This is a genomic window from uncultured Bacteroides sp. (assembly GCF_905207245.1).
Taxonomy (GTDB): domain Bacteria; phylum Bacteroidota; class Bacteroidia; order Bacteroidales; family Bacteroidaceae; genus Bacteroides.
Window position 1 is genome coordinate 1 of sequence record NZ_CAJLKP010000083.1, and the last position, 26108, is coordinate 26108.

At 48.1% G+C, this 26108-nt stretch carries 19 protein-coding genes and 1 tRNA gene; 13 read left to right on the forward strand and 7 right to left on the reverse strand.

The annotated features are described in order from the left end of the window. The first annotated feature begins 175 nt into the window (after positions 1-175). The 6 genes from QZ135_RS20090 (at position 176) to QZ135_RS20115 (ending at position 6951) form a co-directional block, all read left to right on the forward strand. The gene (locus QZ135_RS20090; RefSeq protein ID WP_294613551.1) at positions 176-1621 is read left to right on the forward strand and encodes a TolC family protein; all 1446 of its coding nucleotides are present in this window, start codon (positions 176-178) and stop codon (positions 1619-1621) included. 49 nt (positions 1622-1670) lie between these two features. Continuing rightward, positions 1671-2891: an efflux RND transporter periplasmic adaptor subunit gene (locus tag QZ135_RS20095; RefSeq protein WP_294613555.1), complete on the forward strand. Its 1221-nt coding sequence runs from the start codon at positions 1671-1673 to the stop codon at positions 2889-2891. 19 nt (positions 2892-2910) lie between these two features. Beyond that, positions 2911-3657: an ABC transporter ATP-binding protein gene (locus QZ135_RS20100; protein WP_294613557.1), complete on the forward strand. Its 747-nt coding sequence runs from the start codon at positions 2911-2913 to the stop codon at positions 3655-3657. Positions 3658-3774: 117 nt separating this feature from the next. Continuing rightward, positions 3775-4995 (forward strand): ABC transporter permease, encoded by a 1221-nt coding sequence (locus QZ135_RS20105; RefSeq protein WP_294613560.1) that lies wholly within the window; start codon positions 3775-3777, stop codon positions 4993-4995. Between the two features lie 116 nt (positions 4996-5111). Further along, entirely contained in the window at positions 5112-6170 is a 1059-nt protein-coding gene (locus tag QZ135_RS20110) for a histidine kinase (protein ID WP_294613563.1), read from the forward strand. A gap of 79 nt (positions 6171-6249) precedes the next feature. Continuing rightward, on the forward strand, positions 6250-6951 hold the full coding sequence (locus QZ135_RS20115) for a LytTR family DNA-binding domain-containing protein (protein ID WP_294613566.1): 702 nt from the start codon (positions 6250-6252) through the stop codon (positions 6949-6951). Positions 6952-7343: 392 nt separating this feature from the next. Here the strand turns inward: QZ135_RS20115 and QZ135_RS20120 are convergent, their stop codons facing one another. Next, positions 7344-8396 carry a linear amide C-N hydrolase gene (locus QZ135_RS20120; RefSeq protein WP_294613569.1) on the reverse strand — a complete coding sequence of 351 codons (1053 nt, stop codon included), beginning with the start codon at positions 8394-8396 and terminating at the stop codon, positions 7344-7346. Positions 8397-8589: 193 nt separating this feature from the next. On the opposite strand from QZ135_RS20120, the gene QZ135_RS20125 reads away from it, so the two are divergent. Then, positions 8590-9633: a DUF2776 family protein gene (locus QZ135_RS20125; protein ID WP_294613572.1), complete on the forward strand. Its 1044-nt coding sequence runs from the start codon at positions 8590-8592 to the stop codon at positions 9631-9633. A gap of 15 nt (positions 9634-9648) precedes the next feature. Here QZ135_RS20125 and pgl read toward each other — a convergent pair whose 3' ends face one another. From pgl to gnd, 3 genes are read right to left on the reverse strand one after another with little or no spacing between them, the layout of a single operon-like run. Next, entirely contained in the window at positions 9649-10374 is a 726-nt protein-coding gene (gene pgl, locus QZ135_RS20130) for a 6-phosphogluconolactonase (protein ID WP_294613575.1), read from the reverse strand. After that, positions 10371-11858: a glucose-6-phosphate dehydrogenase gene (gene zwf / locus QZ135_RS20135; protein WP_294613578.1), complete on the reverse strand. Its 1488-nt coding sequence runs from the start codon at positions 11856-11858 to the stop codon at positions 10371-10373. Before zwf ends, pgl begins: the two co-directional genes overlap by 4 nt. A 12-nt stretch (positions 11859-11870) precedes the next feature. After that, complete coding sequence (gene gnd / locus QZ135_RS20140) at positions 11871-13358, reverse strand: decarboxylating NADP(+)-dependent phosphogluconate dehydrogenase (RefSeq protein ID WP_294613581.1); 1488 nt, start codon at positions 13356-13358, stop codon at positions 11871-11873. 127 nt (positions 13359-13485) lie between these two features. On the opposite strand from gnd, the gene QZ135_RS20145 reads away from it, so the two are divergent. From QZ135_RS20145 to QZ135_RS20170, 6 genes are all read left to right on the forward strand, one after another. Next, a complete protein-coding gene (locus QZ135_RS20145; protein WP_294613585.1) occupies positions 13486-14640 on the forward strand; it encodes a dicarboxylate/amino acid:cation symporter in 1155 nt (384 codons plus the stop codon). Between the two features lie 170 nt (positions 14641-14810). Next, entirely contained in the window at positions 14811-15881 is a 1071-nt protein-coding gene (gene gmd, locus QZ135_RS20150) for a GDP-mannose 4,6-dehydratase (RefSeq protein ID WP_294613588.1), read from the forward strand. Between the two features lie 76 nt (positions 15882-15957). Beyond that, positions 15958-17037 carry a GDP-L-fucose synthase gene (locus QZ135_RS20155; protein ID WP_294613592.1) on the forward strand — a complete coding sequence of 360 codons (1080 nt, stop codon included), beginning with the start codon at positions 15958-15960 and terminating at the stop codon, positions 17035-17037. Positions 17038-17290: 253 nt separating this feature from the next. Beyond that, positions 17291-18949: a long-chain fatty acid--CoA ligase gene (locus QZ135_RS20160; RefSeq protein ID WP_294613595.1), complete on the forward strand. Its 1659-nt coding sequence runs from the start codon at positions 17291-17293 to the stop codon at positions 18947-18949. Positions 18950-19088: 139 nt separating this feature from the next. After that, a complete protein-coding gene (locus QZ135_RS20165) occupies positions 19089-20654 on the forward strand; it encodes a sulfatase (protein ID WP_294613598.1) in 1566 nt (521 codons plus the stop codon). Beyond that, positions 20651-21889 carry a hypothetical protein gene (locus QZ135_RS20170; protein ID WP_294613602.1) on the forward strand — a complete coding sequence of 413 codons (1239 nt, stop codon included), beginning with the start codon at positions 20651-20653 and terminating at the stop codon, positions 21887-21889. The genes QZ135_RS20165 and QZ135_RS20170 overlap by 4 nt, the downstream gene beginning before the upstream one ends. A 161-nt stretch (positions 21890-22050) precedes the next feature. Here QZ135_RS20170 and QZ135_RS20175 read toward each other — a convergent pair whose 3' ends face one another. The 3 genes from QZ135_RS20175 to QZ135_RS20185 form a co-directional block, all read right to left on the reverse strand. Next, the gene (locus QZ135_RS20175; protein WP_117724802.1) at positions 22051-24036 is read right to left on the reverse strand and encodes a fructose-1,6-bisphosphatase; all 1986 of its coding nucleotides are present in this window, start codon (positions 24034-24036) and stop codon (positions 22051-22053) included. A gap of 141 nt (positions 24037-24177) precedes the next feature. Continuing rightward, on the reverse strand, positions 24178-25842 hold the full coding sequence (locus QZ135_RS20180; protein WP_294613609.1) for a putative transporter: 1665 nt from the start codon (positions 25840-25842) through the stop codon (positions 24178-24180). Between the two features lie 113 nt (positions 25843-25955). Then, positions 25956-26028, reverse strand: a tRNA-Lys gene (locus QZ135_RS20185). Between the last annotated feature and the right edge of the window lie 80 nt (positions 26029-26108).

Consider the following 26108-nt stretch of genomic DNA (forward strand, 5'->3'; position numbering starts at 1 on the left):
TGTAGCTCGTAACTGATTCAAATCCGTATAGAAAAGAATAATTTCGTCAACTGGTTGTCGGCACAAAAAAGCATTCCGCCGTCGGAAACTTGTAAACTGTCTATTCGTTTTGTAGGTTTCCGGCGCACCTCATACCTTTGTGTAGGTAAAAAACATATTTAGTAACAACAGAGATATGAGAAATGTAAGAAGATTGACAGTGATAACACTATGCGTGGCAAGTGCTTGTGCAGGCAGTTCAACGCTGCATGCACAGGTCCCCGCCTCTGCTATGCAAACGGAAAGCACAGCACAGGATGCCCCCCTGCAAGAGGACGCTGCTCTGCAAAAAGATGAAGCACTCCCTTCGCAATGGGACTTGCAAACTTGCATCGACTATGCCTTGCAGCACAACATCACCCTGAAGCGTAACCGCATCAGTGCGGAAAGCACCGAAGTGGACGTAAAAACCGCTAAGGCAGCCCTCTTCCCCAGCCTGTCGGCAAGCGTCAGCCAGCGTATCGTAAACCGCCCCAACAGTGAAAGCGGCACCATCATCAGTGGTGACAACATCACCAGCAGTACGAGCAAGACGTCATACAACGGTAGCTACGGCATCGACGCCAACTGGACCCTCTACAATGGCAATAAACGCCTGAACACCATTAAGCAGCAGACGTTGAACAACCGCATCGCCGAGCTCACCGTTGCCGAAAGCGAGAATTCCATTGAGGAAAGCATCGCACAGATATATGTGCAGATACTTTATGCCGCCGAAGCCGTGAAAGTGAATGAAAACACTCTTGCCGTGAGCCAGGCCGAACGCAACCGTGCACAGCAGTTGTTGGAAGCCGGAAGCATCGCCAAAAGCGACCTTGCACAACTGGAATCGCAGGTGAGTACGGATAAATATCAGTTGGTGACCGCGCAAGCCACCCTACAGGATTACAAGCTGCAACTGAAACAGCTCCTCGAACTGGACGGTGAACAGGAAATGGACCTCTACCTCCCCAGCTTGGGCGATGAGAGTGTATTGATACCGCTGCCCACCAAAACAGATGTGTATCGCGCCGCCCTCACCTTTCGTCCGGAAATTGAATCGGGCAAACTGAACATACAGGCATCCGACCTCGACATCAGCATTGCCAAAGCAGGATACATCCCTACCCTGAGCCTCAGTGCCGGCATCGGAACCACCAATGCCAACGGCAACGATTACTCTTTCTCCGAACAGGTGAAAAACAACTGGAACAACTCGCTGGGACTGACCGTAAGCATCCCCATCTTCAACAACCGCCAGACCAAGAGCGCCGTGCAGAAGGCCCGCCTGCAAAAGCAGACCAGCGAACTGGACTTTCTGGACCAGCAGAAGACTCTGTATAAGACCATCGAAAGCCTATGGCTGGATGCCAACAGCGCGCAACAGCAATACGTGGCCGCCGCCCAGAAACTGCGCAGCACGCAGACAAGTTACGACCTCATTCAGGAACAGTTCAACCTGGGTATGAAGAATACCGTGGAACTACTGACGGAGAAGAACAACCTCCTCAATGCACAGCAGGAAACGCTGCAAGCCAAGTATATGGCGATATTGAATGCACAGTTGTTGCGTTTCTACCAAGGAGAAGGAATAGTACTATAAGTACGCTTCCAAACGTAAAATCAATTCAATAAGTATATCATATAAAAGTATGAGCAAGAAAAAAATTATCATCGTAGCAGCCGGAGTCATCATTGTAGCCGGCATAGCTATCTGGGCATTTGGCGGACAAGCCAAAAAACGGAAGGTGGTGTACGAGACGACCACCGTGGGGCGTGCCGACATCTCCAACTCTGTGACCGCCACAGGCACCATCGAACCGGTGACCGAAGTGGAAGTAGGTACGCAGGTCAGCGGCATCATCGACAAGTTGTATGCAGATTACAACTCGGTAGTAACCAAAGGGCAACTCATCGCTGAAATGGATAAAGTGACCCTGCAAAGCGAACTCGCTTCGCAAAAGGCAACCTACGACGGTGCCAAAGCCGAATACGAATATCAGCAGAAGAACTATGAGCGCAACAAGGGTTTACATGAGAAGCAACTCATCAGCGATACGGACTACGAGCAAAGTCTTTACAACTATCAGAAAGCGAAAAGTGCTTTCGACAGCAGCAAGGCTTCTCTTGCCAAGGCGGAACGTAACCTGTCATACGCCACCATCACCTCTCCTATTGACGGAGTAGTCATCAGCCGTGACGTGGAAGAAGGACAGACCGTAGCTTCCGGTTTCGAAACCCCGACCCTCTTCACCATTGCTGCCGACCTGACACAGATGCAGGTAGTGGCCGACGTGGATGAAGCTGATATAGGTGATGTGGAAGAAGGACAACGAGTGAGCTTCACCGTAGATGCTTATCCTAACGATGTATTCGAAGGAAAGGTGACGCAAATCCGTCTGGGAGCTACGAGCAGTTCAAGCAGCACCACGACCACCACGGTGATAACGTATGAAGTGGTCATCTCTGCGCACAACCCGGATTTGAAACTGAAACCAAGGCTGACAGCTAACATCACCATCTATACACTGGACAAGCAAGGAGTGCTGAGCGTTCCCGCAAAAGCGCTGCGCTTTGCACCCGCAATTCCGTTGGTGGGTCAGGATGCTATTATCAAAGATTGCGAAGGTGAACATAAAGTGTGGACCAAAGAAGGAAATACATTCACTGCACATCCGGTCAGCATCGGCATCTCCAATGGGATAATGACAGAAATTACAGGTGGCGTCAATGAAGGTACACAGATTGTGGCTGATGCAGTAATTAGTACCACTGGCGAACAAGCTGTCATGCCCGAAGGACAACCTGACGGTGAAAGAAGTCCATTCATGCCTGGCCCTCCGGGAGGAAATAAGAAAAAGAACGGTAAATGATTACAAAAAAACAAACTATATGAGCAAAACAGTCATAGAATTGCAAAATATCCGGCGGGACTTCCAGGTGGGTGAAGAAACGGTACATGCATTGCGTGGCGTCTCCTTCTCCATCGCCGAAGGGGAGTTCGTCACCATCATGGGTACGTCCGGCTCCGGCAAATCGACGCTGTTGAACACCTTGGGCTGCCTCGACACCCCTACCAGTGGCGAATATCTGCTGGACGGCATATCTGTGCGCACCATGAGTAAGCCTCAACGTGCCATTTTGAGAAATCGTAAAATCGGCTTTGTCTTCCAGAGCTATAACCTGCTCGCAAAGACCACTGCCGTAGAGAATGTGGAACTCCCCTTGATGTACAACGCCTCCGTCTCAGCCGCCGAACGCCGCCGCCGTGCCATCGAAGCCCTGCAAGCCGTGGGACTGGGCGACCGTCTGGAACATAAATCGAACCAGATGTCCGGTGGCCAGATGCAACGCGTAGCCATCGCCCGCGCCTTGGTGAACAATCCCGCCGTAATCCTCGCCGACGAAGCAACGGGTAATCTGGATACACGTACTTCTTTCGATATCCTGGTCCTCTTTCAAAAGTTGCATGCCGAAGGACGCACCATCATATTCGTCACCCACAATCCCGAAATAGCGCAATACAGCAGCCGAAACATCCGCCTGCGCGACGGACGCGTGACGGAAGATACAGTAAATCAGAATATTCTCTCGGCAACTGCAGCCTTGGCAGCGTTGCCAAAGAGTGACGAAGATTGATAAATCAGCTACAAGCTACCAGCTACAAGTAACAAGTAGCTGCACCGTCATGCTGCCAAGCACTCGTAGCTTGTAGCTCGTAACTTGTAGCTTATAAGCTCGTAACTAAAAAAAATTATGAACGGAACAAACCTTTTCAAAATAGCCCTTCGCGCCCTTGCCAACAACAAGTTGCGCGCTTTCCTCACCATGTTGGGTATCATCATCGGTGTGGCGTCCGTCATCACCATGCTTGCCATCGGACAAGGCTCGAAAAAGAGCATCCAGGCACAGATATCGGAGATGGGCTCGAATATGATTATGATTCATCCGGGTGGTGATACACGTGGTGGTGTCCGGCAAGACGCCTCGGCCATGCAAACACTGAAACTAACCGACTATGAGGCGTTGCGAGATGAAACGAACTTTCTGGCAGCCGTCAGCCCCAACGTGTCATCCAGTGGACAACTCATTGCCGGCAACAACAACTACCCTGCCTCAGTGAACGGTGTAGGCACCGAGTATCTCGAAATCCGCCAACTGAGTGTGGAGAGCGGTGAAATGTTTACCGAAGCTGATATCCAGAGTGCCGCCAAAGTCTGCATCATCGGTAAAACCATTGTGGACAACCTTTTCCCTAACGGACAAGACCCTATCGGCCATACCATCCGTTTCAATCAGATACCTCTGCGCGTAGTAGGTGTACTCAAAGCCAAAGGATACAACTCCATGGGCATGGACCAGGACGAAATTGTGCTGGCTCCCTACACCACCGTAATGAAACGTATGCTTGCCGTCACCTATCTGCAAGGTATTTTTGCCTCTGCCCTCTCCGAGGATATGACGGATTATGCAACGGATGAAGTCACCACCCTCCTGCGCCGTAACCATAAGCTGAAAGAGAACGACAACGACGACTTCACCATCCGTAGCCAACAGGAACTCAGCACCATGCTGAACTCCACCACAGACCTAATGACTACACTTCTGGCATGCATCGCCGGTATCTCACTGGTGGTAGGTGGCATCGGTATCATGAACATCATGTACGTCAGCGTAACGGAACGTACCCGCGAAATCGGTCTGCGTATGTCCGTCGGCGCCCGTGGTGTAGATATTCTTTCACAATTCCTGATTGAGGCCATCCTCATCAGTATCACGGGGGGCATCATCGGAGTCGTCATCGGCTGCGGAGCCGCATTTATCGTGAAGAACGTAGCCCACTGGCCCATCTATATCCAAGCCTGGAGCGTATTCCTCTCCTTCGCAGTCTGCACCGTCACCGGCGTATTCTTCGGTTGGTATCCCGCCAAGAAGGCGGCTGATCTGGACCCGATAGAGGCGATAAGATACGAGTAAATGAAGAATGAAGAACGAAAAATGAAGAATGAAGAATTATGCTGCGCAGTCATATTTGTATGGCAATTCTTCATTCTTCATTCCTCATTCTTCATTAAAATTATTATTTTTGTAACATGATTACGCAAGATTCCAAAACCCGTCGGACTGTAGAAGTCCTCATTCATATTATCGGATGGGGTATCATCTTCGGCTTCCCGTTTCTTCTGATGAACCGTAGCGGTTTCTCAGTAAGCTGGATAGATTATCTGCGTCATGGCAGCGCAGTTCCGATTTCATTCCTCATCGTGTTCTATATAAACTATTGCTTCTTTATCCCCCGTTTCCTGTTCGAGGGACGCATCAAGCAATATATAATAGTGAACCTGCTACTCATCCTCTGCACCGCCATCGGAGTACATTTCTGGCAGAATTTCATCTTCCACACGTTTGTAAAAGTCGAAGCTCCCAGACGCCCCGGACCTCCCGGCTGGATATTTATCCTGCGCGACGTATTCTCCATGATTCTCACTGTGGGACTGGCTGCTGCCATCCGCATGAGTGGTCGTTGGGTGAATGTGGAAGCCGCCCGCCGGGAGGCTGAAAAAAGCCGTACGGAAGCTGAACTGAAAAACTTGCGTAACCAACTGAACCCACACTTCCTGCTCAACACCCTGAACAATATTTATGCCCTCATCGCCTTCGACAGCGACAAAGCACAAGCTGCCGTTCAGGAACTGAGCCGCTTGTTGCGCCACGTCCTCTACGATAACCAACAGAATTACGTTGCCCTGGGCAAAGAGATGGATTTCATCCGCAACTACATCGAGTTGATGCGCATCCGCCTTGCCTCCAACGTAACCGTAGAAACAAAAATCGACGTCCACGCCGACAGCCGCACGGAGATTGCCCCACTCATTTTCATCTCCCTCATAGAGAATGCCTTCAAACATGGTATCTCACCCACCGAACCCAGCTTCATCCGCATCCATTTCAGCGAAAGTCCCGGTCAGGTATGCTGTGAAATCACAAACAGTTACCACCCCAAGAACCAAGCTGATAAAAGTGGAAGCGGCATAGGGCTGGAGCAAGTGCGGAAACGACTCGAGCTGACCTATCCCGGCCAGTACGAATGGAAACAGGGAGTGAGTGATGACGGGAAAGAGTATAAATCTGTGCTAAATATCAAATATTAAGTATTAATTGGCTGTGCATTAGCAGTAACATTGCGCAACCAATTAATATTTAATAATTAAAAATTAATACCTAAATTTCATGAACCTAACTTGTGCCATCGTAGACGACGAACCTTTAGCTTTAGGTCTTTTGGAAAGCTACGTCAACAAAACCCCGTTCCTGACATTAACGGGAAAGTATTCCAGTGCCGTACAGGCCATGAAGGAATTGCCGGAAAAGCAGGTAGACTTGCTCTTCCTCGACATACAGATGCCGGAACTCAATGGCCTGGAGTTCTCCAAAATGGTAGATTCGCATACACGCATTGTGTTCAGCACTGCTTTTGAGCAATACGCCATCGATGGCTACAAGGTGAATGCATTGGATTATCTGCTGAAACCTATCTCCTATGTAGACTTTTTGCAGGCAGCAAATAAAGCCGTGCAGTGGTTTGAGCTATTGCAACAACCGAAAGATGAAATTGAAAGCATCTTCGTGAAAAGTGACTATAAACTGGTGCAAATAGAGCTTAAAAAGATACTTTATGTGGAAGGCTTAAAGGATTATGTCAAGATTTATACAGAAGACAATCCCCGTCCGATTTTATCACTAATGAGTATGAAGTCGATGGAGGAATTATTACCGGCATCCCGTTTCATGCGGGTTCACAGGTCCTACATTATACAAAAGGAAAAAATACGAGTTATTGACCGCGGACGCATAGTGTTCGATAAAACGTATATACCCGTCAGCGACAGTTATAAACAGGTATTTCAAGCATTCTTAGATAAAAGAAGTTAGGAAATAACATCTATTAGTCGATAAAATATTCGAATTTGTCGACAAAACATAATTTCCTATTGCATATTAAAAAATGTTTTTTTATCTTTGCATCGAACAGATAAAGGAAGTTGTGAAACTTCCCCCAATAGAATAGTTTAGTTAAGTCTAGTTTAGTTTTTGTGTGAAAGTGCTTCCCCGTTAGAGAACGACAAGGAAGCACTTTTTATTTTGCTTTTATTTCCCGTTTTGTATATCATTGCCTATCTTTGCCAACCGAAAAAACTAAAAACTATAGATTATGTTAGTTCGCATCGTTACAATGGTCATTGCCGGAGTTATTATCGTCTATCTGGTTCGTTGGATAGATGAGTTATTCTCCAGACGTAGGTAAATCCTCGATTCGCTCCCGCTTACTTTATTCCTAAAAACTGAAAAGGCTTTGTGTTAACAAACTCTTTCGCCGTATTTCCCGCATACGTCTTACCGGAAACAAGGTTCAGCATCTTTACCGGAGCTCCCTCAGAGAAGTTCACATCTTTGAAGTCAACCCAAAATACATTAGGGTACAAGGTCGACTCAAAGTAGTAAATTTTATTCTTTTGGTCGGAAACTGTTCTCCATCGTGTTGAAGAGATATTCGGTTGGTCAGGAGTACTGATACCCAATGGTACGGAAGTATTGCGTATCACGCTGAACACACTGGCCAGTGCTGTACGTGTGTCCTCTGTTTTGGGAATCGCATTTATATAGAAAGAAGCTCTCACAAAACGGTCGGCAGCGCGGTTGGTTCCCGGAAGGAAAGTGGTTCCTCCGATATTCTTCCAATAATCATCAAGTGCCAGTTGCTGGTCGAAAACAGGAGAGTTCGTCATCACCTGATAAGAGCGGTTATGATGAATATTCAGTTTTCCATTGATATACTCAAAGATTGCATTATCGCCGGTAGCGTCGGAGATAGAAAGATGGAGGGTAGCCATTCGCGTTCCGTCGGGCATCATGTCCGATACGACATCAAACGAGTTCTTTTCTACAGCGGCAACAGCCTCATCCACCGTTGCGAAATTATCAAGCATATATTGCACCCAGGCAGCTATCGACAAAGCCGGTCTTTCACCGTTCCATTGCGGATAGGATGATTCTGCCAACCATAATAAATTGGCAACGAGTCCCTTCTCGTTCATACCGTCGGTGCTGCATATGTCATAAGCCGAAGTTATCACGCTGCCGTATTTTGACTTCCAACGCATCGGGTCCTTCCCTACTTCACCGTTACGCTCCATACCTCGCGGAAAAATCCAGAGGTTACTGCGGGTATCTTCTTTCCAGTCCATGGTGCGGCCTGTGATTATCATATCATTCACACCCTGATAAACCACACGGGTACACGCATTTAAAGAATCAACTGATATTCCGAAGAATACAGCTACTGACAATATAATTAAATATACATTTGATTTTCTCATAATTGATTGTTATTAAGTTGTTGGCATATACTAAATACAACAAATACATACACGGAAAAGTTTTCAGAAAGAACTTGAGATAAATGAGGCCATCCCCGAACTGCCAAAAGCATGGGAAACAAATAAATCTTAAAAAAGAAAACAAACCGTAAAGAATGCTGTTGGAAGGGAAAACTCTAAAAATGTAACAGTTATGAATTACGGTATTAGTATCCTTTTCAGGGCTATCCCATTGCTGATGGCCCTTTTTTGTTTCGGCTACGGAGCTTTTGTTATTGACGCGGGAACGGACATGAACCGGTTCGTTGCAGGTCCTGTAGTGTTTTCATTAGGGATGATATGCATAGCACTATTCGCTACGGCGGGAACCATCATCCGGCAAATCATCCACACCTACACTACGGCTGCCAAGCTTGCCCTGCCCATCCTTGGCTATCTGGCAGCCGTGCTATGCTTCATCGGAGGAATGACGTATATCAATGACGGCACCACCGTGGCCCATTTCGTCGCGGGGCATGTCATCTGCGGGGTAGCATTCATCACAGCCTGCGTAGCCACCACCGCCACTGCTTCCACCCGCTTCACCCTCATCACCCAGAATTCGAAGCGGACTGACTACACAACACCTGCAAAGGCTTTTTCTTCGGCACAAGGGGATGCACTGATTATCCTTGCCGTCATTTTTGCCGTCAGTGTATGGGTATGGACATTCTGGTTATTGGGACAAAGTGATATTCATAATGCCTATTTCGTAGCAGGTCATGTCATGGCCGGATTGGCATGCATATGTACAAGTCTGGTTGCATTGATTGCCACCATTGTTCGCCAGATACGCAACGGGTATACATATTCTGAACGAAAATGGTGGCCTGCTCTTGTACTGGTAATGGGTACGCTGAGTGTTCTCTGGGGACTTTGGATAATGACTGACATCAATCCGGAAAAGTCCTCCATCGGTTATATTATGATAGGACTCGGTTTAGTTTGCTATAGCATCTCCAGTAAGGTCATTTTGTTGGCAGTCATTTGGAGAAATGTCTTCAAGCTGGCAAACCGTATTCCGCTTATCCCGGTGTTCACCGCACTGATTTGTCTTTTCCTCTCTGCTTTCCTTTTTGAGATGGCTACAATGAATGATGTCTACTTCGTCCCCGCACGTGTACTGGCCGGGTTAGGAGGCATCTGCTTCACACTGTTTTCCATCGTCAGCATCCTCGAAAGCGGAACGTCCAACTAAGAAATCACTCATTCTCTATGAATAGACAGCATGGATGGGTTGGGTTTTTGCCAGCTCATCCATGAATACTTCCACATTCCAGGCATGGTGTGCCACATAAGCAGCCGGACCGGTATCGCCTGAATCCAGAATATCCCGTACCACGTTAGCTTTACTCCTGCCTGTAACAAAGAAAATCAGTTTCTTGGCATTGAACAGCAAACAGCCGGTCATGGCTATACGCTTCTGACCATTGTAGGGGTTCACACTCAGTTCATAGGGATGGAAAGACGAAAGCAAGTATTCTTGCCCGGGAAAGATGGACGAAGTATGCCCGTCCTCTCCTGCTCCCAACAGAACAATATCAAAAGCTGGAAAGCCGTGCCAAAGCGGAACGTTGCAACGCACCAGGCGCGAATAGCTGTTTGCCTCGTCATCGGGCCGATTGCTGCCGTCGATGGGGAAAATATATTCCTCAGGCATCGCAACCTTATCCAACAACAAACGACGCATGGTACCATAATTGCTTTCCGAATCTTCGGCAGGCACACAACGTTCATCCACCCAATAAATACGCATGCGCACCCAGGGAGTGGCATCTTTGAACTCTTCCGCCCACAAATCGAACATGAGCGAAGGCGTGCTGCCCCCGCTGAATGCAATGTGGAAAATTTTATCCGGCTCTTCCTCCATCAAGCCAATGAGGTGCCTGATGAGGGCGCGTGCCGTTTCAACAGCTGTACTATATATATAAGTTTTCATAACTCACAGTATTGATCTGTATTCGTCAAATTCTTACAAGGATTGGTCCAATCGGCACCATGCTCGTGCATCATGGATTCGCTCTCCAGAGGACCCCATGTCCCAACAGGATAACCGTAGAGGGGTGCATCGGGATACTCGCTCCAATAGCGCAGCACAGGGTCGAAGAAACGCCAGGAAGCCTCCACGGCATCACTGCGAGTGAAGAGTGTAGGGTCGCCCTGGATGCAGTCTTCTATCAGGCGGGCATAAGCATCGCCCGTGACCTGTCCGCCCAACTGGTCGTAGCTGAAATCCATCATCACCTGCTTCACATCGAACCCCGGTCCGGGCACTTTCATACCGAACTTCAGGACGATGCCCTCATTGGGTTGCAGGCGGAGGATTAATTTATTAGCCCGCGGACAGTGTCCGCCATGGCAGTGAAACATCTGGTGGGGCGTTTCACGGAAATGCACTACGATTTCCGTTACCTTAGTAGGCATTTGCTTTCCCGTACGGATATAAAAAGGTACGCCACTCCAACGCCAGTTGTCTATTCCTATCTTCATGGCGATGTAAGTTTCAGTGCGCGAGTCGGCGGGGACGTTTTTTTCTTCGCGGTAGCCCTTTTTAGAACCGGAAGACGTGTATTGTCCGCGGACTATATGTTCGTTCAGGTCTTCTTCTGTCAGAGGTTTCAGTGACTCATAGACTTTCACCACTTCGTTACGGAAATTGTCGGCTGTGAAGACGGCAGGGGGTTCCATGGCGGTGAGGGCCACCAATTGGATAAGGTGGTTCTGCACCATGTCGCGCAAGGCGCCTGTGCCATCATAGAAACCGCCACGCTGCTCGATGCCGAGATTCTCGACGGCTGTGACTTCTACATAGTCAATGTAATTACGGTTCCACAACGGCTCGAAGATGCCGTTGGCAAAACGGAAGGCAAGGATGTTTTGTGCCGTCTCCTTGCCGAGGAAATGGTCGATACGATATATCTGCCGTTCCTCAAAGACGGAGGCATATATTTTGTTTAGTTCTTGTGCGGACTCCAGATTGTAACCGAAAGGCTTCTCGACAATGATGCGGGTGTGCTCGCGGTTCAGTCCTGCTGTTTTCAGGTGCAAGGGGATGACGCCATAAAGCGAGGGAGGCGTGGCAAGATAGAACAACAGGTTGTCCGGTTCCTTTTCGCCGGTGATATCTTGCAGACGCTGGTTCAGCGTTGCATAGCCTTCTTCTTTGGCGGGGTCTATGCTGAGATAATGCAAATGGGTGCAAAACTCTTTCATCCCCACCTCAGCGGGAGTGACAAAATGTTCCAGTTCGTTCAGGATATAGTCGCGATAGGTTTCGTCTGCGTATTCAGTACGGCCGATACCCAGAATGGCGAATCCCTCCGGCAAGCGGTTATCCTTGTAAAGGGAGTAAAGAGCCGGCATCAGTTTGCGTTTTGTCAGGTCGCCCGAAGCGCCGAATATAATCATTACAAATTTACTCATAAAATCTTGTTTTTACACATTATATGTACCCGATTTTGTATCTCCACCGTGTCCGGTCCAGTTTTCGTGGAAAAATTGTCCGCGAAGCTCGTCCGTACGTTCGAAGGTATGCGCACCAAAGTAGTCACGCTGTGCCTGAATCATATTGGCAGGGAGCTTCGAAGATACCAGCGAATAGAAATAGTTCAGTGCGGAAGAGAAAGCAGGAACGGGGAGTTCTTCTTTCATTGCATGCGCCACGAGGTGTTTCCAGCCCGAAAGCAGTTGTTGTATCTCTTCCTTGAAATAAGGAGCGAGCAGCAGATGCTTCGGTTTCTGCTGCGCCTCGAAAGCAGCAGCTATATCGTTGAGGAATATACTGCGGATGATGCAACCACCCCTCCACATACGGGCGATGGAAGCCAGATCGAGCTCCCAGCCGAAGCTCTCGGATGCTTTCTGCAACACGGCAAAGCCTTGTGCATAGGATACTAATTTAGAAGCGTACAAAGCGGAATAGATATCCCTCACCATTTCCGGTTTATTGTAAACCACTTGCGAACGCTGGCAGACAAACTGTTTGGAAGCCGCTTCACGCAAGTTTTTCTGTGCCGAAAGGCTGCGCTCGAAAACAGCCGTAGCAATCAGCCCCAGAGGCATACCCAGTTCCATAGCGTTGATGACGGACCATTTGCCGGTACCTTTCTGTCCGGCGGTATCCAATATCTTATCTATAAGGTAACCACCTGTTTTATCCTTATGACGCAGGATATTGGCAGTGATTTCTATCAGGTAGCTGCGCAGTTTGCCCTCATTCCAGTGGGCAAAGACGGAAGCCATCTCTTCATTATCCAGTTTCAGCAAATTCTTCATCACCCAGTAGGCCTCAGCAATCAGTTGCATATCGCCATACTCGATGCCGTTGTGTATCATCTTGACAAAATGTCCCGAACCCGCCGGACCAATCCAGTCGCAACAGGGAGTGCCGTCGGCAGCACGTGCAGCGATGCTTTGCAGGATGGGTTTCACTTCATCCCAGGCAGTAACCGAACCACCCGGCATGATGGAAGCACCATTCAATGCGCCTTCTTCACCACCCGAAACTCCGGCACCTACAAAACGGAAACCTTTCGATTCCGCCAGTGCCACACGGCGGTTGGTATCTTCATAATTTGAATTACCACCATCTATTAATATATCTCCCGGAGAAAGATGCGGGAAAAGTTGTTCCATCAGTTCATCCACGGCAGCACCCGCACGCACCATCATCATGATTTTACGCGGTGCGGAAATGGACGCTACGAAGTCGGGGATTTCAGTGTATCCTTCGATACTCTTCCCCTTGGCACGACCATTGATAAAACGCTCTACCACACCTTCTTCCACTCCCGGAACGGTGCGGTTGTACACCGATACGCGCCACCCCTTATCTGCCATGTTCAAGGCTAAATTCTCCCCCATCACGGCAAGTCCGATTAAGCCTATGTTTGTCAATTGTTCTTTTTTTGTCATAACTTGCATTTTTTTGTTATTGTTTCATTGAAATGGAAACAATATGTCGAGGGCATTTGTTCGTATGGATTTCGAATAAAAATCGTACTTTTGCAAACATAAGCCCATTTCATCGGGAAAACTTAAATTCATTTTTATGAAAAAACTACATATCGGGGTACTGCCGCGCATCATTATAGCCATTGCATTAGGTATTCTTTTGGGTAACTTCCTCCCCGGAGGAATGGTGCGTTTGTTCGTTACGTTCAACGGCATCTTCAGTGAGTTCCTCAACTTCTCCATACCACTGATTATTGTGGGACTGGTGACAGTAGCCATTGCCGATATTGGTAAAGGAGCAGGAAAATTATTGCTGATAACAGCATTAATCGCTTATGGTGCAACGCTGTTTTCCGGTTTCCTTTCTTACTTCACGGGAGCGACGGTATTTCCACATCTGATAGAAACTGGGGTGCCGTTGGAGGAAGTGAGCGAAGCGCAAGGAATATTGCCTTTCTTTTCAGTAGCCATTCCGCCGCTGATGAATGTAATGACGGCGTTGGTGCTGGCTTTCACTTTAGGTCTGGGACTTGCACAGTTGAAAAACGATACATTGAAGAATGCAGCACGCGATTTTCAGGATATTATTGTAAAGATGATTAGTGCAGTTATTCTGCCGTTGCTTCCGATATATATTTTCGGTATATTCCTTAATATGACCCATTCGGGACAGGTATTTTCTGTGTTGATGGTCTTCGTAAAGATTATCGGGGTGATTTTCCTGCTACATATCTTCCTGCTGGTATTCCAGTATTGCATCGCCGCATTATTTGTTCGTAAAAATCCTTTCAGGTTGCTGGGACGGATGTTGCCGGCTTACTTCACAGCTTTGGGCACACAGTCGTCTGCCGCTACCATACCCGTCACGCTGGAGCAGACGAAGAAGAACGGAGTATCGGCTGATATTGCAGGTTTCGTCATCCCGCTTTGCGCCACGATACACTTATCGGGAAGTACGCTGAAGATAGTGGCATGTGCCCTTGCCTTGATGATGATGCAGGGGATACCTTTTGATTTCCCACTGTTTGCCGGATTCATCTTCATGCTGGGCATCACAATGATAGCGGCTCCCGGCGTTCCCGGTGGTGCCATTATGGCGTCCTTGGGCATATTGCAGTCCATGCTTGGCTTCGACGAATCGGCACAGGCATTGATGATTGCACTCTATATCGCCATGGATAGCTTCGGCACTGCCTGCAATGTGACGGGAGACGGGGCGATTGCGCTGGTAGTGGATAAAATCTATAAGTGACGAGCTACGGGCTACAAGCTACAAGTTGCTGCGCTATAATAACCGGGTCGCCACCATAGCGCAGCAACTTGTAGCTTGTAGCCTGTAGCTCGTAGCTAATAAATTTTGTTTTCTCGCAAAAAACAACGAATTTTGCTTTCTCAAAAATCAATCAATAAAGAGCCTATTATATGAAAACAGCTTTAATCTCCGGAATCACAGGTCAGGACGGTTCGTTTCTTGCCGAGTTTCTATTACAAAAAGGATACGAAGTACATGGCATTCTCCGCCGCTCTTCTTCCTTCAATACGGGTCGCATCGAACATCTGTATTTCGATGAATGGGTGCGCGACATGAAACAGAAACGTACCATCAACCTGCACTATGGCGACATGACGGATAGCAGTTCGCTCATCCGCATCATCCAGCAAGTGCAACCGGATGAGATATATAACCTTGCCGCACAAAGCCACGTGAAGGTTTCTTTCGACGTGCCGGAGTACACTGCCGAAGCTGACGCCATCGGGACGCTGCGCATGCTGGAAGCAGTCCGCATACTGGGCATGGAGAAAAAGACGAAAATTTACCAGGCCTCCACTTCCGAGCTTTACGGAAAAGTACAGGAAGTTCCCCAGAAGGAGACGACTCCTTTCTACCCCCGCAGCCCTTACGGAGTAGCCAAACAATACGGGTTCTGGATAACCAAAAACTACCGTGAAAGTTACGGGATGTTTGCCGTGAACGGTATTCTCTTCAATCACGAAAGCGAACGTAGAGGTGAGACATTCGTAACCCGCAAGATTACGCTGGCTGCCGCACGCATCGCACAGGGATTTCAGGACAAACTGTATCTGGGCAATCTGGATGCACGCCGCGACTGGGGGTATGCCAAGGATTACGTGGAATGTATGTGGCTCATCCTGCAACACGATACGCCGGAAGATTTCGTGATAGCCACCGGCGAAATGCATACCGTTCGCGAATTTGCCACACTTGCTTTCGAGGAAGTAGGCATTCAGTTGCGTTGGGAAGGTGAAGGCGTGGACGAAAAAGGTATTGACGTGAAGACCGGAAAAGTTATCGTAGAAGTAGACCCGAAATACTTCCGTCCTGCCGAAGTGGAACAGTTGCTGGGCGACCCAACCAAGGCAAGGACCCTGCTTGGCTGGAACCCGCGACAGACCAGTTTTGAGGAATTGGTGAAAATTATGGCAGCACATGATATGAAGTTCGTGAAGAAGCTGCACTTGAGGGGAAGTTGAGAATTGAGAGTTGAGAATTGAAAACCATTCCACCAAGAATTAATAATTTATAGTTTATAATTAATAATTAAACCTCATGTTAGACAAGAATGCCAAAATCTTTGTGGCCGGACATCGCGGCCTGGTAGGTTCAGCCATCTGGAAAAACCTGCAAGACAAAGGATATACCAACCTCGTTGGCAAAACTCACAAAGAACTCGACTTACTGGACGCTGTAGCCGTCCGCCAATTCTTCGATGACGAGCAACCGGAATATGTATTCCTCGCTGCTGCCTTCGTAGGCGGCATCATGGCCAACAGCATCTACCGCGCCGACTTCATCTATAAAAACCTGCAAATACAGCAGAACGTCATCGGCGAAAGTTTCCGCCATAACGTGAAGAAACTCCTCTTCCTGGGCAGCACCTGCATCTATCCCCGTGATGCCGAGCAGCCTATGAAAGAAGAAGTACTCCTCACCTCCCCGTTGGAATACACCAACGAACCGTATGCCATCGCCAAGATTGCCGGACTGAAAATGTGCGAAAGCTTCAACCTGCAATACGGCACCAATTATATTGCCGTGATGCCTACCAACCTTTATGGTCCGAACGATAACTTCGACCTGGAACGCAGCCACGTCCTCCCCGCCATGATTCGCAAGATTCACCTTGCCCACTGCCTGAAACAAGGCGACTGGGATGCCATACGCAAAGACCTGAATCAGCGTCCTGTTGAAGGCATCGACGGAAACAGCAGTCAGGAAGACATCCTCACCATCCTTGCCAAATACGGCATCAGCAACACCGAAGTGAAACTATGGGGCACAGGCACCCCGCTCCGCGAATTCCTCTGGAGCGAAGAAATGGCCGATGCCAGCGTCTTCGTCATGGAGCACGTAGACTTCAAAGACACCTACAAACAAGGTGACAAGGATATCCGCAACTGCCACATCAACATAGGTACAGGCAAAGAAATCTCCATCCGTGAACTGGCTGAACTAATTGTAGCCACCGTAGGCTATCAGGGACTACTCACCTTTGACAGTACCAAACCGGACGGAACCATGCGAAAGCTCACCGACCCCTCCAAACTACACTCCCTGGGTTGGCATCACCAAGTGGAGATTGAAGAAGGCGTACAACGCATGTACGGCTGGTATCTCGGAAACAGTTGACGAGGGAAGAAGTTGACGAGGAAACAAGGGGCTGCGCAATGTTTGATGACGAAAGATTATTCGCCCGGCCTACACGCCGAAAGGCCTTGTCCCCTCGTCAACTTCTTCCCTTGTCAACTCTTCTTCATCTCCTTCTTCCCTTGTCAACTTGTAAAATAGCTTATACTTCCCGCTTTTTTCAACCAAAAATTTGCTTTCTTTTAATAAAGCCTTATATTTGCACAAATTTCAACCAAATGTGCAATATAATATCATGGAACAAAGTTTTATCTCCTATATTGAGAACAGCATAAAAGAAAATTGGGACCTGGATGCCCTGACTGACTATAATGGCGCTACCCTGCAATACAAAGACGTAGCCCGTAAAATAGAAAAAGTACACTTAATCTTTGAAGCAAGCGGTATCAAGAAAGGCGATAAAATTGCCATCTGCGGACGCAACAGCTCGCATTGGGGAGTCACTTTCCTTGCCACACTGACCTACGGTGCTGTAGTGGTTCCTATCTTGCATGAGTTCAAAGCGGACAATGTACATAACATCGTAAACCATTCCGAAGCAAAGTTGCTTTTCGTAGGTGACCAAGTATGGGAAAATCTCAACGAAAGTGCCATGACCCTGCTGGAAGGCATCATACTGATGACCGATTTTTCCGTCCTCGTATCCCGCACCGAAAAGATAGACTATGCCCGCGAGCATCTGAACGAACTGTTCGGCAAGAAATATCCCAAGAATTTCCGCAAAGAACACATCGAATATCACAAAGACCAGCCCGAAGAACTGGCAGTCATCAACTATACTTCCGGTACGACGAGTTATTCAAAGGGCGTAATGCTGCCCTACCGCAGTTTGTGGTCCAACATTGCATTTGCATTCGAAGTATTGCCACTAAAAGCCGGTGATAAGATAATCTCCATGCTGCCAATGGCACACATGTACGGACTGGCATTCGAGTTCCTTTATGAGTTCTCGGCAGGATGTCAGATATACTTCCTCACCCGTATGCCGAGCCCGAAGATTATCTTCCAGGCATTCTCGGAAGTGAAACCTCACCTGGTGATAGCCGTGCCGCTCATCATCGAAAAGATTATCAAGAAGAACGTGCTTCCGAAGTTGGAAACTCCGACTATGAAACTGCTACTGAAAGTTCCCATCATCAATGATAAAATTAAAGCGACCGTGCGCGAAGGCGTAGTCAGTGCCTTCGGTGGACGTTTTGCAGAAGTCATCGTGGGAGGTGCTGCTTTCAACCAAGAGGTAGAACAGTTCCTGCACATGATAGATTTCCCTTATACAGTAGGCTACGGAATGACGGAATGCGGCCCGATTATCTGTTATGAAGATTGGTCGCGCTTCAAACCGGGTTCCTGTGGTAAGGCGGTTCCGCGCATGGAAGTTAAAATCCTCTCGCCTGATCCGGAAAATATCCCGGGAGAAATTGTATGTCGCGGACCTAACGTGATGTTGGGATATTATAAGAATGAAGAAGCCACCCGCGAAACAATTGATGCAGACGGCTGGTTGCACACAGGCGACCTTGCTCTGATGGATGCCGAAGGGAACGTCACCATTAAGGGACGCAGCAAGAACATGCTGCTCGGCGCCAGCGGACAAAACATCTACCCCGAAGAAATAGAAGACAAGTTGAACAACATGCCATACGTTGCCGAAAGCATCATCGTACAGCAGAATGAGAAACTTGTGGGTCTGGTATATCCCGACTTCGACGATGCCTTTGCACATGGTCTGAAGACCGAAGACATCGAACGCATCATGGAAGAAAACCGCGTTGCACTGAACACGACTCTTCCTGCATACAGCCAGATATTCAAAATGAAGATATACCCCGAGGAGTTTGAAAAAACACCGAAACGCTCCATTAAGCGATTCTTGTACCAGGAAGCGAAAGGGTAGAAACAGTTATTAAGTATGTCATCGTAATTAGTTTATATATTAAGAGTATCTGCTTTAGTATTTGCCTCATAATTACACCGTCAGAATGAAATTCAACTCTTGATTCGCATCAACAATTTATAACTAAATTAGTCTCGGAATGAAAAGCGAATTACTATTATCAGCCGTTATGATTCCCGTGTGGGGAATGGCAGGAGAAGCAACTGCACAATCTGCGGACAAGGATGCGCCGAAAGCAAAAGAACGTCCGAACATTATTCTGTTTCTGGTGGACGATATGGGCTGGCAAGATACTTCGCTGCCCTTCTGGACTCAGCGGACTCATTATAACGACACCTACCACACGCCTAACATGGAGCGTCTGGCAGCGCAGGGAAAGATGTTCACACAGGCATATGCCTGTAGTATCAGCTCCCCCACCCGTGTCAGCCTTTTCACAGGAATGAACGCCGCCCGGCACCGGGTGACCAGTTGGACGCTGCGCAAGAACACCACCCATGAACAACCGGACTCTGTGATGACCTATCCGGAATGGAACGTAAATGGCATTTGTCAGGAACCGGGTGTGGAACGCACCACGCAGGTTACTACTTTGGCCCAAGTGCTCAAGGACAATGGTTATCAAACCATTCATTGCGGTAAAGCCCATTTCGGAGCAAACGATACTCCGGGAGCTGATCCGTTAACAATGGGATTTGAAGTGAACATAGCGGGTCATGCTGCCGGTTCGCCTGCCAGTTATTACGGCAAGAATAACTTCGGAAACAAAACGGACGGTAAAAGTCCGTTGGCGGCAGTTCCCGGGCTGGAGCAATATCACGGTACAGACACATTCCTCAGTGAAGCGCTCACCTTGGAAGCCATGAAGGCTCTGGACCATGCGCAGCAGAAAAATGAACCGTTCTTCTTGTACATGGCCCACTATGCAGTCCATACGCCCATACAGCCGGACTACCGCTTCTATCAGAAATATCTGGATAAAGGACTGCCTCCGGTAGAAGCTGCCTATGCCACCCTTGTCGAGGGTATGGATAAGAGTTTAGGCGACCTCATGGATTATCTGGAACGCAATCATCTGACCGAAAACACAGTCATCCTCTTCATGTCCGACAACGGCGGACTGGCTGCCCACACACGTGCCGGAGAGCTGCATACGCAGAATTATCCGCTCAACAGCGGTAAAGGTTCCGCCTACGAGGGTGGTATCCGCGAACCGATGATCGTTAGCTGGCCCGGTGTGGTGACTCCGGATACCAAGTGCGGGGATTACCTTATGATTGAGGATTTCTATCCCACCATTCTTGAAATAGCGGGCGTACAGAAATATACCACCGTACAGCAGCGTGATGGCATCAGCTTCATGCCGCTTCTGACAGGAAAAGGAAAAGTGAAGAATCGTGATATCTATTGGCACTATCCTCATAGCTGGGGACCTTCGGGACCGGGCATCGGAGCCACTTGTTCCATCCGTTCCGGCAACTGGAAACTTGTGTATTATTTTGCAGACGGTAAGCGTGAGCTTTTCAACATCCCGGCTGACATCAGCGAAAAAAACGACGTGGCTATGCAAAACCCACGTATAGTAAAGAGATTGGCAAAGAAATTAAGTAACTATCTCCGGTCGGTAGATGCACAGCGTCCTACGCTTCATGCAACAGGCGAATTAGCCCCCTGGCCGGATGAAATAAAGATTAAAAACGAATGAGACGTTCATTTTCATCCATCATTGCATTATTGACTATTGCAGGAACACTTTCTGCCCAAACCACAAATAACGAGTCAACCCAAACAAGCAAGAAAGACAAGGAACCTGTCGGCATCAACCTGTCCTTATGGAAGAATATGTCCACACAGGAGACTGATACCGTCGGTACCACCTGCTTCAACCTGGGTCTTTTTTCCTCCATGAACCGCTTGAGTGGTGTAGGTATTAATCTACTGGGCGGAGTGGTCTACCGGGATATGAACGGTGCACAGATCACGGGTCTTGCCAACTTGGTAGGTGGCAGCATGAGGGGCGTCCAGATTGCAGGTATCAGCAATGTAAACGGGGATAATCTCAGTGGTGTATCCTTGGCCGGCTTGGTAGGTATCACCGGAAACCATGCGCAAGGTGTCATATTCTCCGGACTTACCAATATCGCGGGAGACAATACCACCGGCGTTATCATCGGCGGTTTACTGAACATTACCGGAGAAAACTCTTCGGGTGTGCATCTGGCGGGGTTAGCCAACATTGCAGGTGAAGACTTCAATGGTATTACTACTTCCGGACTGCTGAACATTGTAGGTGAAAATCTGCGAGGCGTACAAATCAGCGGGTTGGGTAACATTACAGGAGAGGCGATGCACGGTTTACAGATTGCCGGTCTGGGCAATGTAGTAGGCGGTACTTTCACCGGCGCACAACTTGCTCCCCTCAACATAACAAAGAACGGAAAAGGGTTGCAAATCGGATTAGTCAATTATTATAAGAGTGATTTCGACGGTTTCCAGTTGGGTCTGGTGAATGCCAACCCGAATACGAAAGTGCAATTGATGCTTTTCGGAGGAAATACAACGAAGCTGAATGTAGGTGCGCGTTTTAAAAATAAGTTGTTCTATACCATCTTAGGTGGTGGCACGCATTATCTGGATTTCAGTGATAAGTTCTCGGCCTCCCTCTTTTACCGTGCAGGTCTGGAACTTCCTTTGTACAAACAACTGTTCATCAGCGGTGACCTGGGATTTCAGCACATCGAGAACTTCAAAAACAAAGATTATGGCTTCCCGGCACGCCTCTATGCACTTCAGGCACGTGTAAATCTGGAATATCGCCTGACAGACAGATTCGGGGTATTCGTAACTGGTGGGTATGGGGGTAGCCGCTATTATAATAAAGGAGTGACCTATGACAAAGGGGTGATTCTGGAAGGCGGAGTGGTGTTGTTCAAATATTAATTAATAAGTACATCACCCTAACAAACTTATACTATCTGTCATTCTGAGCGCAGTCGAAGAATCTCTTCTCTGTGTATTCGGGGAGAGTAGATCCTTCGACTGCGCTCAGGATGACAGATACTCTTAATATATTATGATGACATATTTACCTAAATTAGTATTCAGTTTTTCTCCTTAATAAATCCCGTCCTGTACGCCACCAGCAACTTCTTCAAATCCTGTATCTGCGTCACCAGCACTTGCCCTTTATCGGTATCCTTCACCATCATGCGTTGTGAATTGAACTCGATAACGAAAGTGGTGGACTTGATATCCTGCCCTTCCTCTATTGCCTTCTGACGGCTTTGGAACGGGTCATGCTGCACTAACTGTAGTCCATGCGAATGATATACCAATGTATATCCGGCAATTCCCGTTTCCGGTTGATAAGCTTTTGAGAAACCGCCGTCAATCACCAGCAATTTGCCATCCGCCTTGATAGGCTTCTCGCCTTTGATTATCTTCACAGGCACATGCCCGTTAATGATATGCGAATGAGGGCCTGTCACTTCAAATTCCGCCAGAATACGGTCGCAAATATCTGCACGGTTACGTAATGAATAATAATATCCTTTCGTCTCCTTGGACAGTTCCTTATCTCCTATAAAGTAGCGCTCGAATGTCGCCATCTTATCCTTATCGAACGACGGAGCATCCGGCCCGCACCACATGTACCACACGTAATCCAGCGCAAAGCTCTTCTCTTCCGTACCGTCTTCATCAAAATAGGCTGTGCGTATCAATTGATCCGTTTTGCACAGCAGCTTCTTGCCCCAATACTCCTTCTTACCGATGCGTACATGCTTGAAACTGCCATCTTCATTCAATGGCATGGAAGCATGATACAGCAAGTTACTGTTGCAAACCAGATACATTCCCCCATACGTAAACAGGCAACGCATGTGTTTCTTCAACTTCTCGCTATTCATGAACGAAGCATGAATCTTATCCATCAACTCCCTTTCCTCATCCGACAGACGATACGGGTCAGCCGGATCTATCGTCGGGAAGTTTGTATCGAGCAAAGGATATTCTTTTCCTTCGTACACAAAGACACCTCTTTCAAAGTCAATCTTATCCAGCAATTTCCGATTCTGCATGCCAAAGTCCGGACGGCGGTCTATAATCTCCGCTTCCAGCTTCAACTGTATCACCGTAATCGCCTTATGCATCTGCGTAATCAGTCGCAAAGTTTTCTCATTGTAACTTCCATCCGCAAAGTTCATCTTCGGTGCAAAGATGGTACAAGGATCATCCGCATACATATCCATAGCAAACGTGGCAAGTGGCAAGAGATTGATGCCGTATCCGTCTTCCAGCGTAGCCAGATTGGCATAGCGCATCGACATGCGGATTACATTGGCAATACAGGCGTCATTGCCCGATGCCGCCCCCATCCACAAAATATCATGATTTCCCCACTGGATGTCGAAGTTATGATAATCGCAAAGCGTATCCATAATGATATGCGCTCCCGGACCACGGTCGTAAATGTCGCCTACGATGTGCAGGGAGTCAATCGTCAGCCGTTGGATAAGATTGCACATAGCGATAATGAAATCGTCCGAACGCTTGGTGGAAATAATGGTGCTGATGATGACATTGATGTAGGCATGTTTATTAGGCTCTACACTCGACTCATGCAGCAACTCCTGAATGATGTATGAAAATTCCTCCGGCAACGCTTTCCGCACCTTCGAGCGCGTGTATTTGGAAGAAACATTCTGGCAAACCTTCACCAGTTGATTCAGCGTAATCAGATACCAGTCGTCCAGGTCGGTTTCCCGCTCCTTTATCAACTGCAACTTTTCTTCGGGATAATATATCAGGGTGCATATTTCTTTCTTTTCACTCTCACGCAAGGTATGTCCGAAGATTTCATTCACTTTCCGCTTCACTGCACCCGAAGCGTTCTTCAACACATGCTGGAAAGCTTCATATTCGCCGTGAATGTCGGTCAGGAAATGTTCCGTACCTTTCGGAAGGTTCAGGATAGCTTCCAGATTAATGATTTCTGTACTGGCATCCGCAATTGTAGGGAAACTGCGTGACAGCAACTGCAAATAGCGCAAGTCGCTCATGATGCTTTCAGGGGTAATATTACTCATTAATTATTAACTATGAATTATTAATTATAATTGGCTGCGCAGATAACGCGCCACTCTCTACTTTAAGTTCTTAAACCTCAACTTTAGACTTTCAAACCTCAACTCTGCCTTCTCAAACTCTCAACTCTCAATTCTCCACTCTCAACTTAAGAAGAACATCAGCAATACCTGTGCGATAATCACCCGCAAGAACATACACAACGGATAAACCGTGGCATAAGAGACTGAAGGGTTATCACCCGGAATGGTATCATTGACGTAATTCAGCGCCATCGGATTCGCCATACTTCCGCACAGCATCCCCGCCACCGAACCGAAATCTATCTTCATCCAACGGAAAGCGATAATTCCCATTATCAGCACGGGGAGAACAGTCAGCGCACAACCTATCCCTATCCACAACAACCCTTCCGGACGGAACACCGTGTCGAAGAAATGGGCACCCGCATCCAGTCCCAGACAAGCCAGATAGAGAGACAAGCCCAAGGCACGAAGCATCAGGTTCGCACTACGCGTCGTATAAGTCACCATGTGCATCCTCGGGCCGAAAGTGCCGATAAGGATACCTACAATAATCGGGCCTCCTGCCAGTCCCAGCTTCACCGGTGTACTGACTCCGGGGATAGCGATAGGTATGGCTCCCAATGCAAGACCGAGGACGATGCCTACGAATACAGCCACCAGATTGGGTTCTTTCAGGCTCTTCACGGCATTTCCCAGTACTTTTTCCACATTTTGTACGGCAGCCGCCTCACCTATTTCCGTCAGTCGGTCGCCCAACTGCAAGGTAAGTTCCGCTGTGGCCAGCAGCAACACTCCGCTACGGTATACGCGGCTGATATTGATGCCATAATGATTACGCAGGTGAAGGGAGCCGAGCTTCTTTCCGTTCAGTTCGGGACGTGTCACCACGATACGTTGCGAAATCAACTGGCTGTCGATGGCATTCCAGTCGATATCTTCCTTATTCCAGTCTGTGTTTTCCTGTTCGCCGAACAACACTGTCAGCGCAGGCACATTCCTTTCGGAAGTGATGACTAACAGGCGGTCGCCTTCTTTAATCACCTTCTCGGAAGTGGGAATACTCACATTGCCATCCCGCCACAAACGGGATATTACGAATTTAGGATAGCTCAGTTGCGCAATATCCTTCACACTCATATTAAAGATAGCCGGATTGTGCACCTGAAATGCAACGATATACGGCTTATTCACATCATCTTTTTCCTTTACTTCCAAATCTTCCTTACGCACCAGCATTTTGCGTATCAGCAGAATGCCGAGGATTACTCCCACTACGCCCAACGGATATGCCACCGCACATCCCAGAGCCGGAGTATTCGCTTCAATGCCCATCTGTTTCAGGGTTTGTTGCGCAGCACCCAGCGCAGGAGTATTGGTTGTGGCACCGCAAAGGATACCCACCATGTCCGGCAGGGAGACTCCCAGCCCATAGCTGCCCAGCAACGTCATCACCGTGCCAATCAGCACCACACCGAGCGCCAGCATATTCAGTTGCACGCCCCCCATCCTGAACGAACTGAAAAAGCCCGGACCGACCTGCAATCCCAGTGCATACACAAATATCACCAGACCGAAGCTTTCGGCATAATTCAGCATCTGCGGGTCGATGGATAACCCGAAATGCCCGGCAAGGATACCTGCAAAGAACACAAATGTCACCCCCAACGATATGCCGCAGATATGTATCTTCCCCAGTCCCAAACCAATAGCGGATATTAGTGAGAGCACCACAACCGCCTGCAGAGCGGAATGTTCAACGAATAAACTGTATAACCAATCCAAAGTATTTACGTTTTACTGATTTCGGAGTGCAAAGATAGGAAGTATTTCCCGGAGACAATAAATAATTGCACAAAAAAAGCGGTCACCGTTTCTTGGTAACCGCTTATGCTTTGTACACCCTCAGGGACTCGAACCCTGGACCCATTGATTAAGAGTCAATTGCTCTACCAGCTGAGCTAAGAGTGCATGTATTCTTATTGACCGTAGTGGATACGAGAATCGAACTCGTATTACATGCGTGAGAGGCATGTGTCCTAACCGTTAGA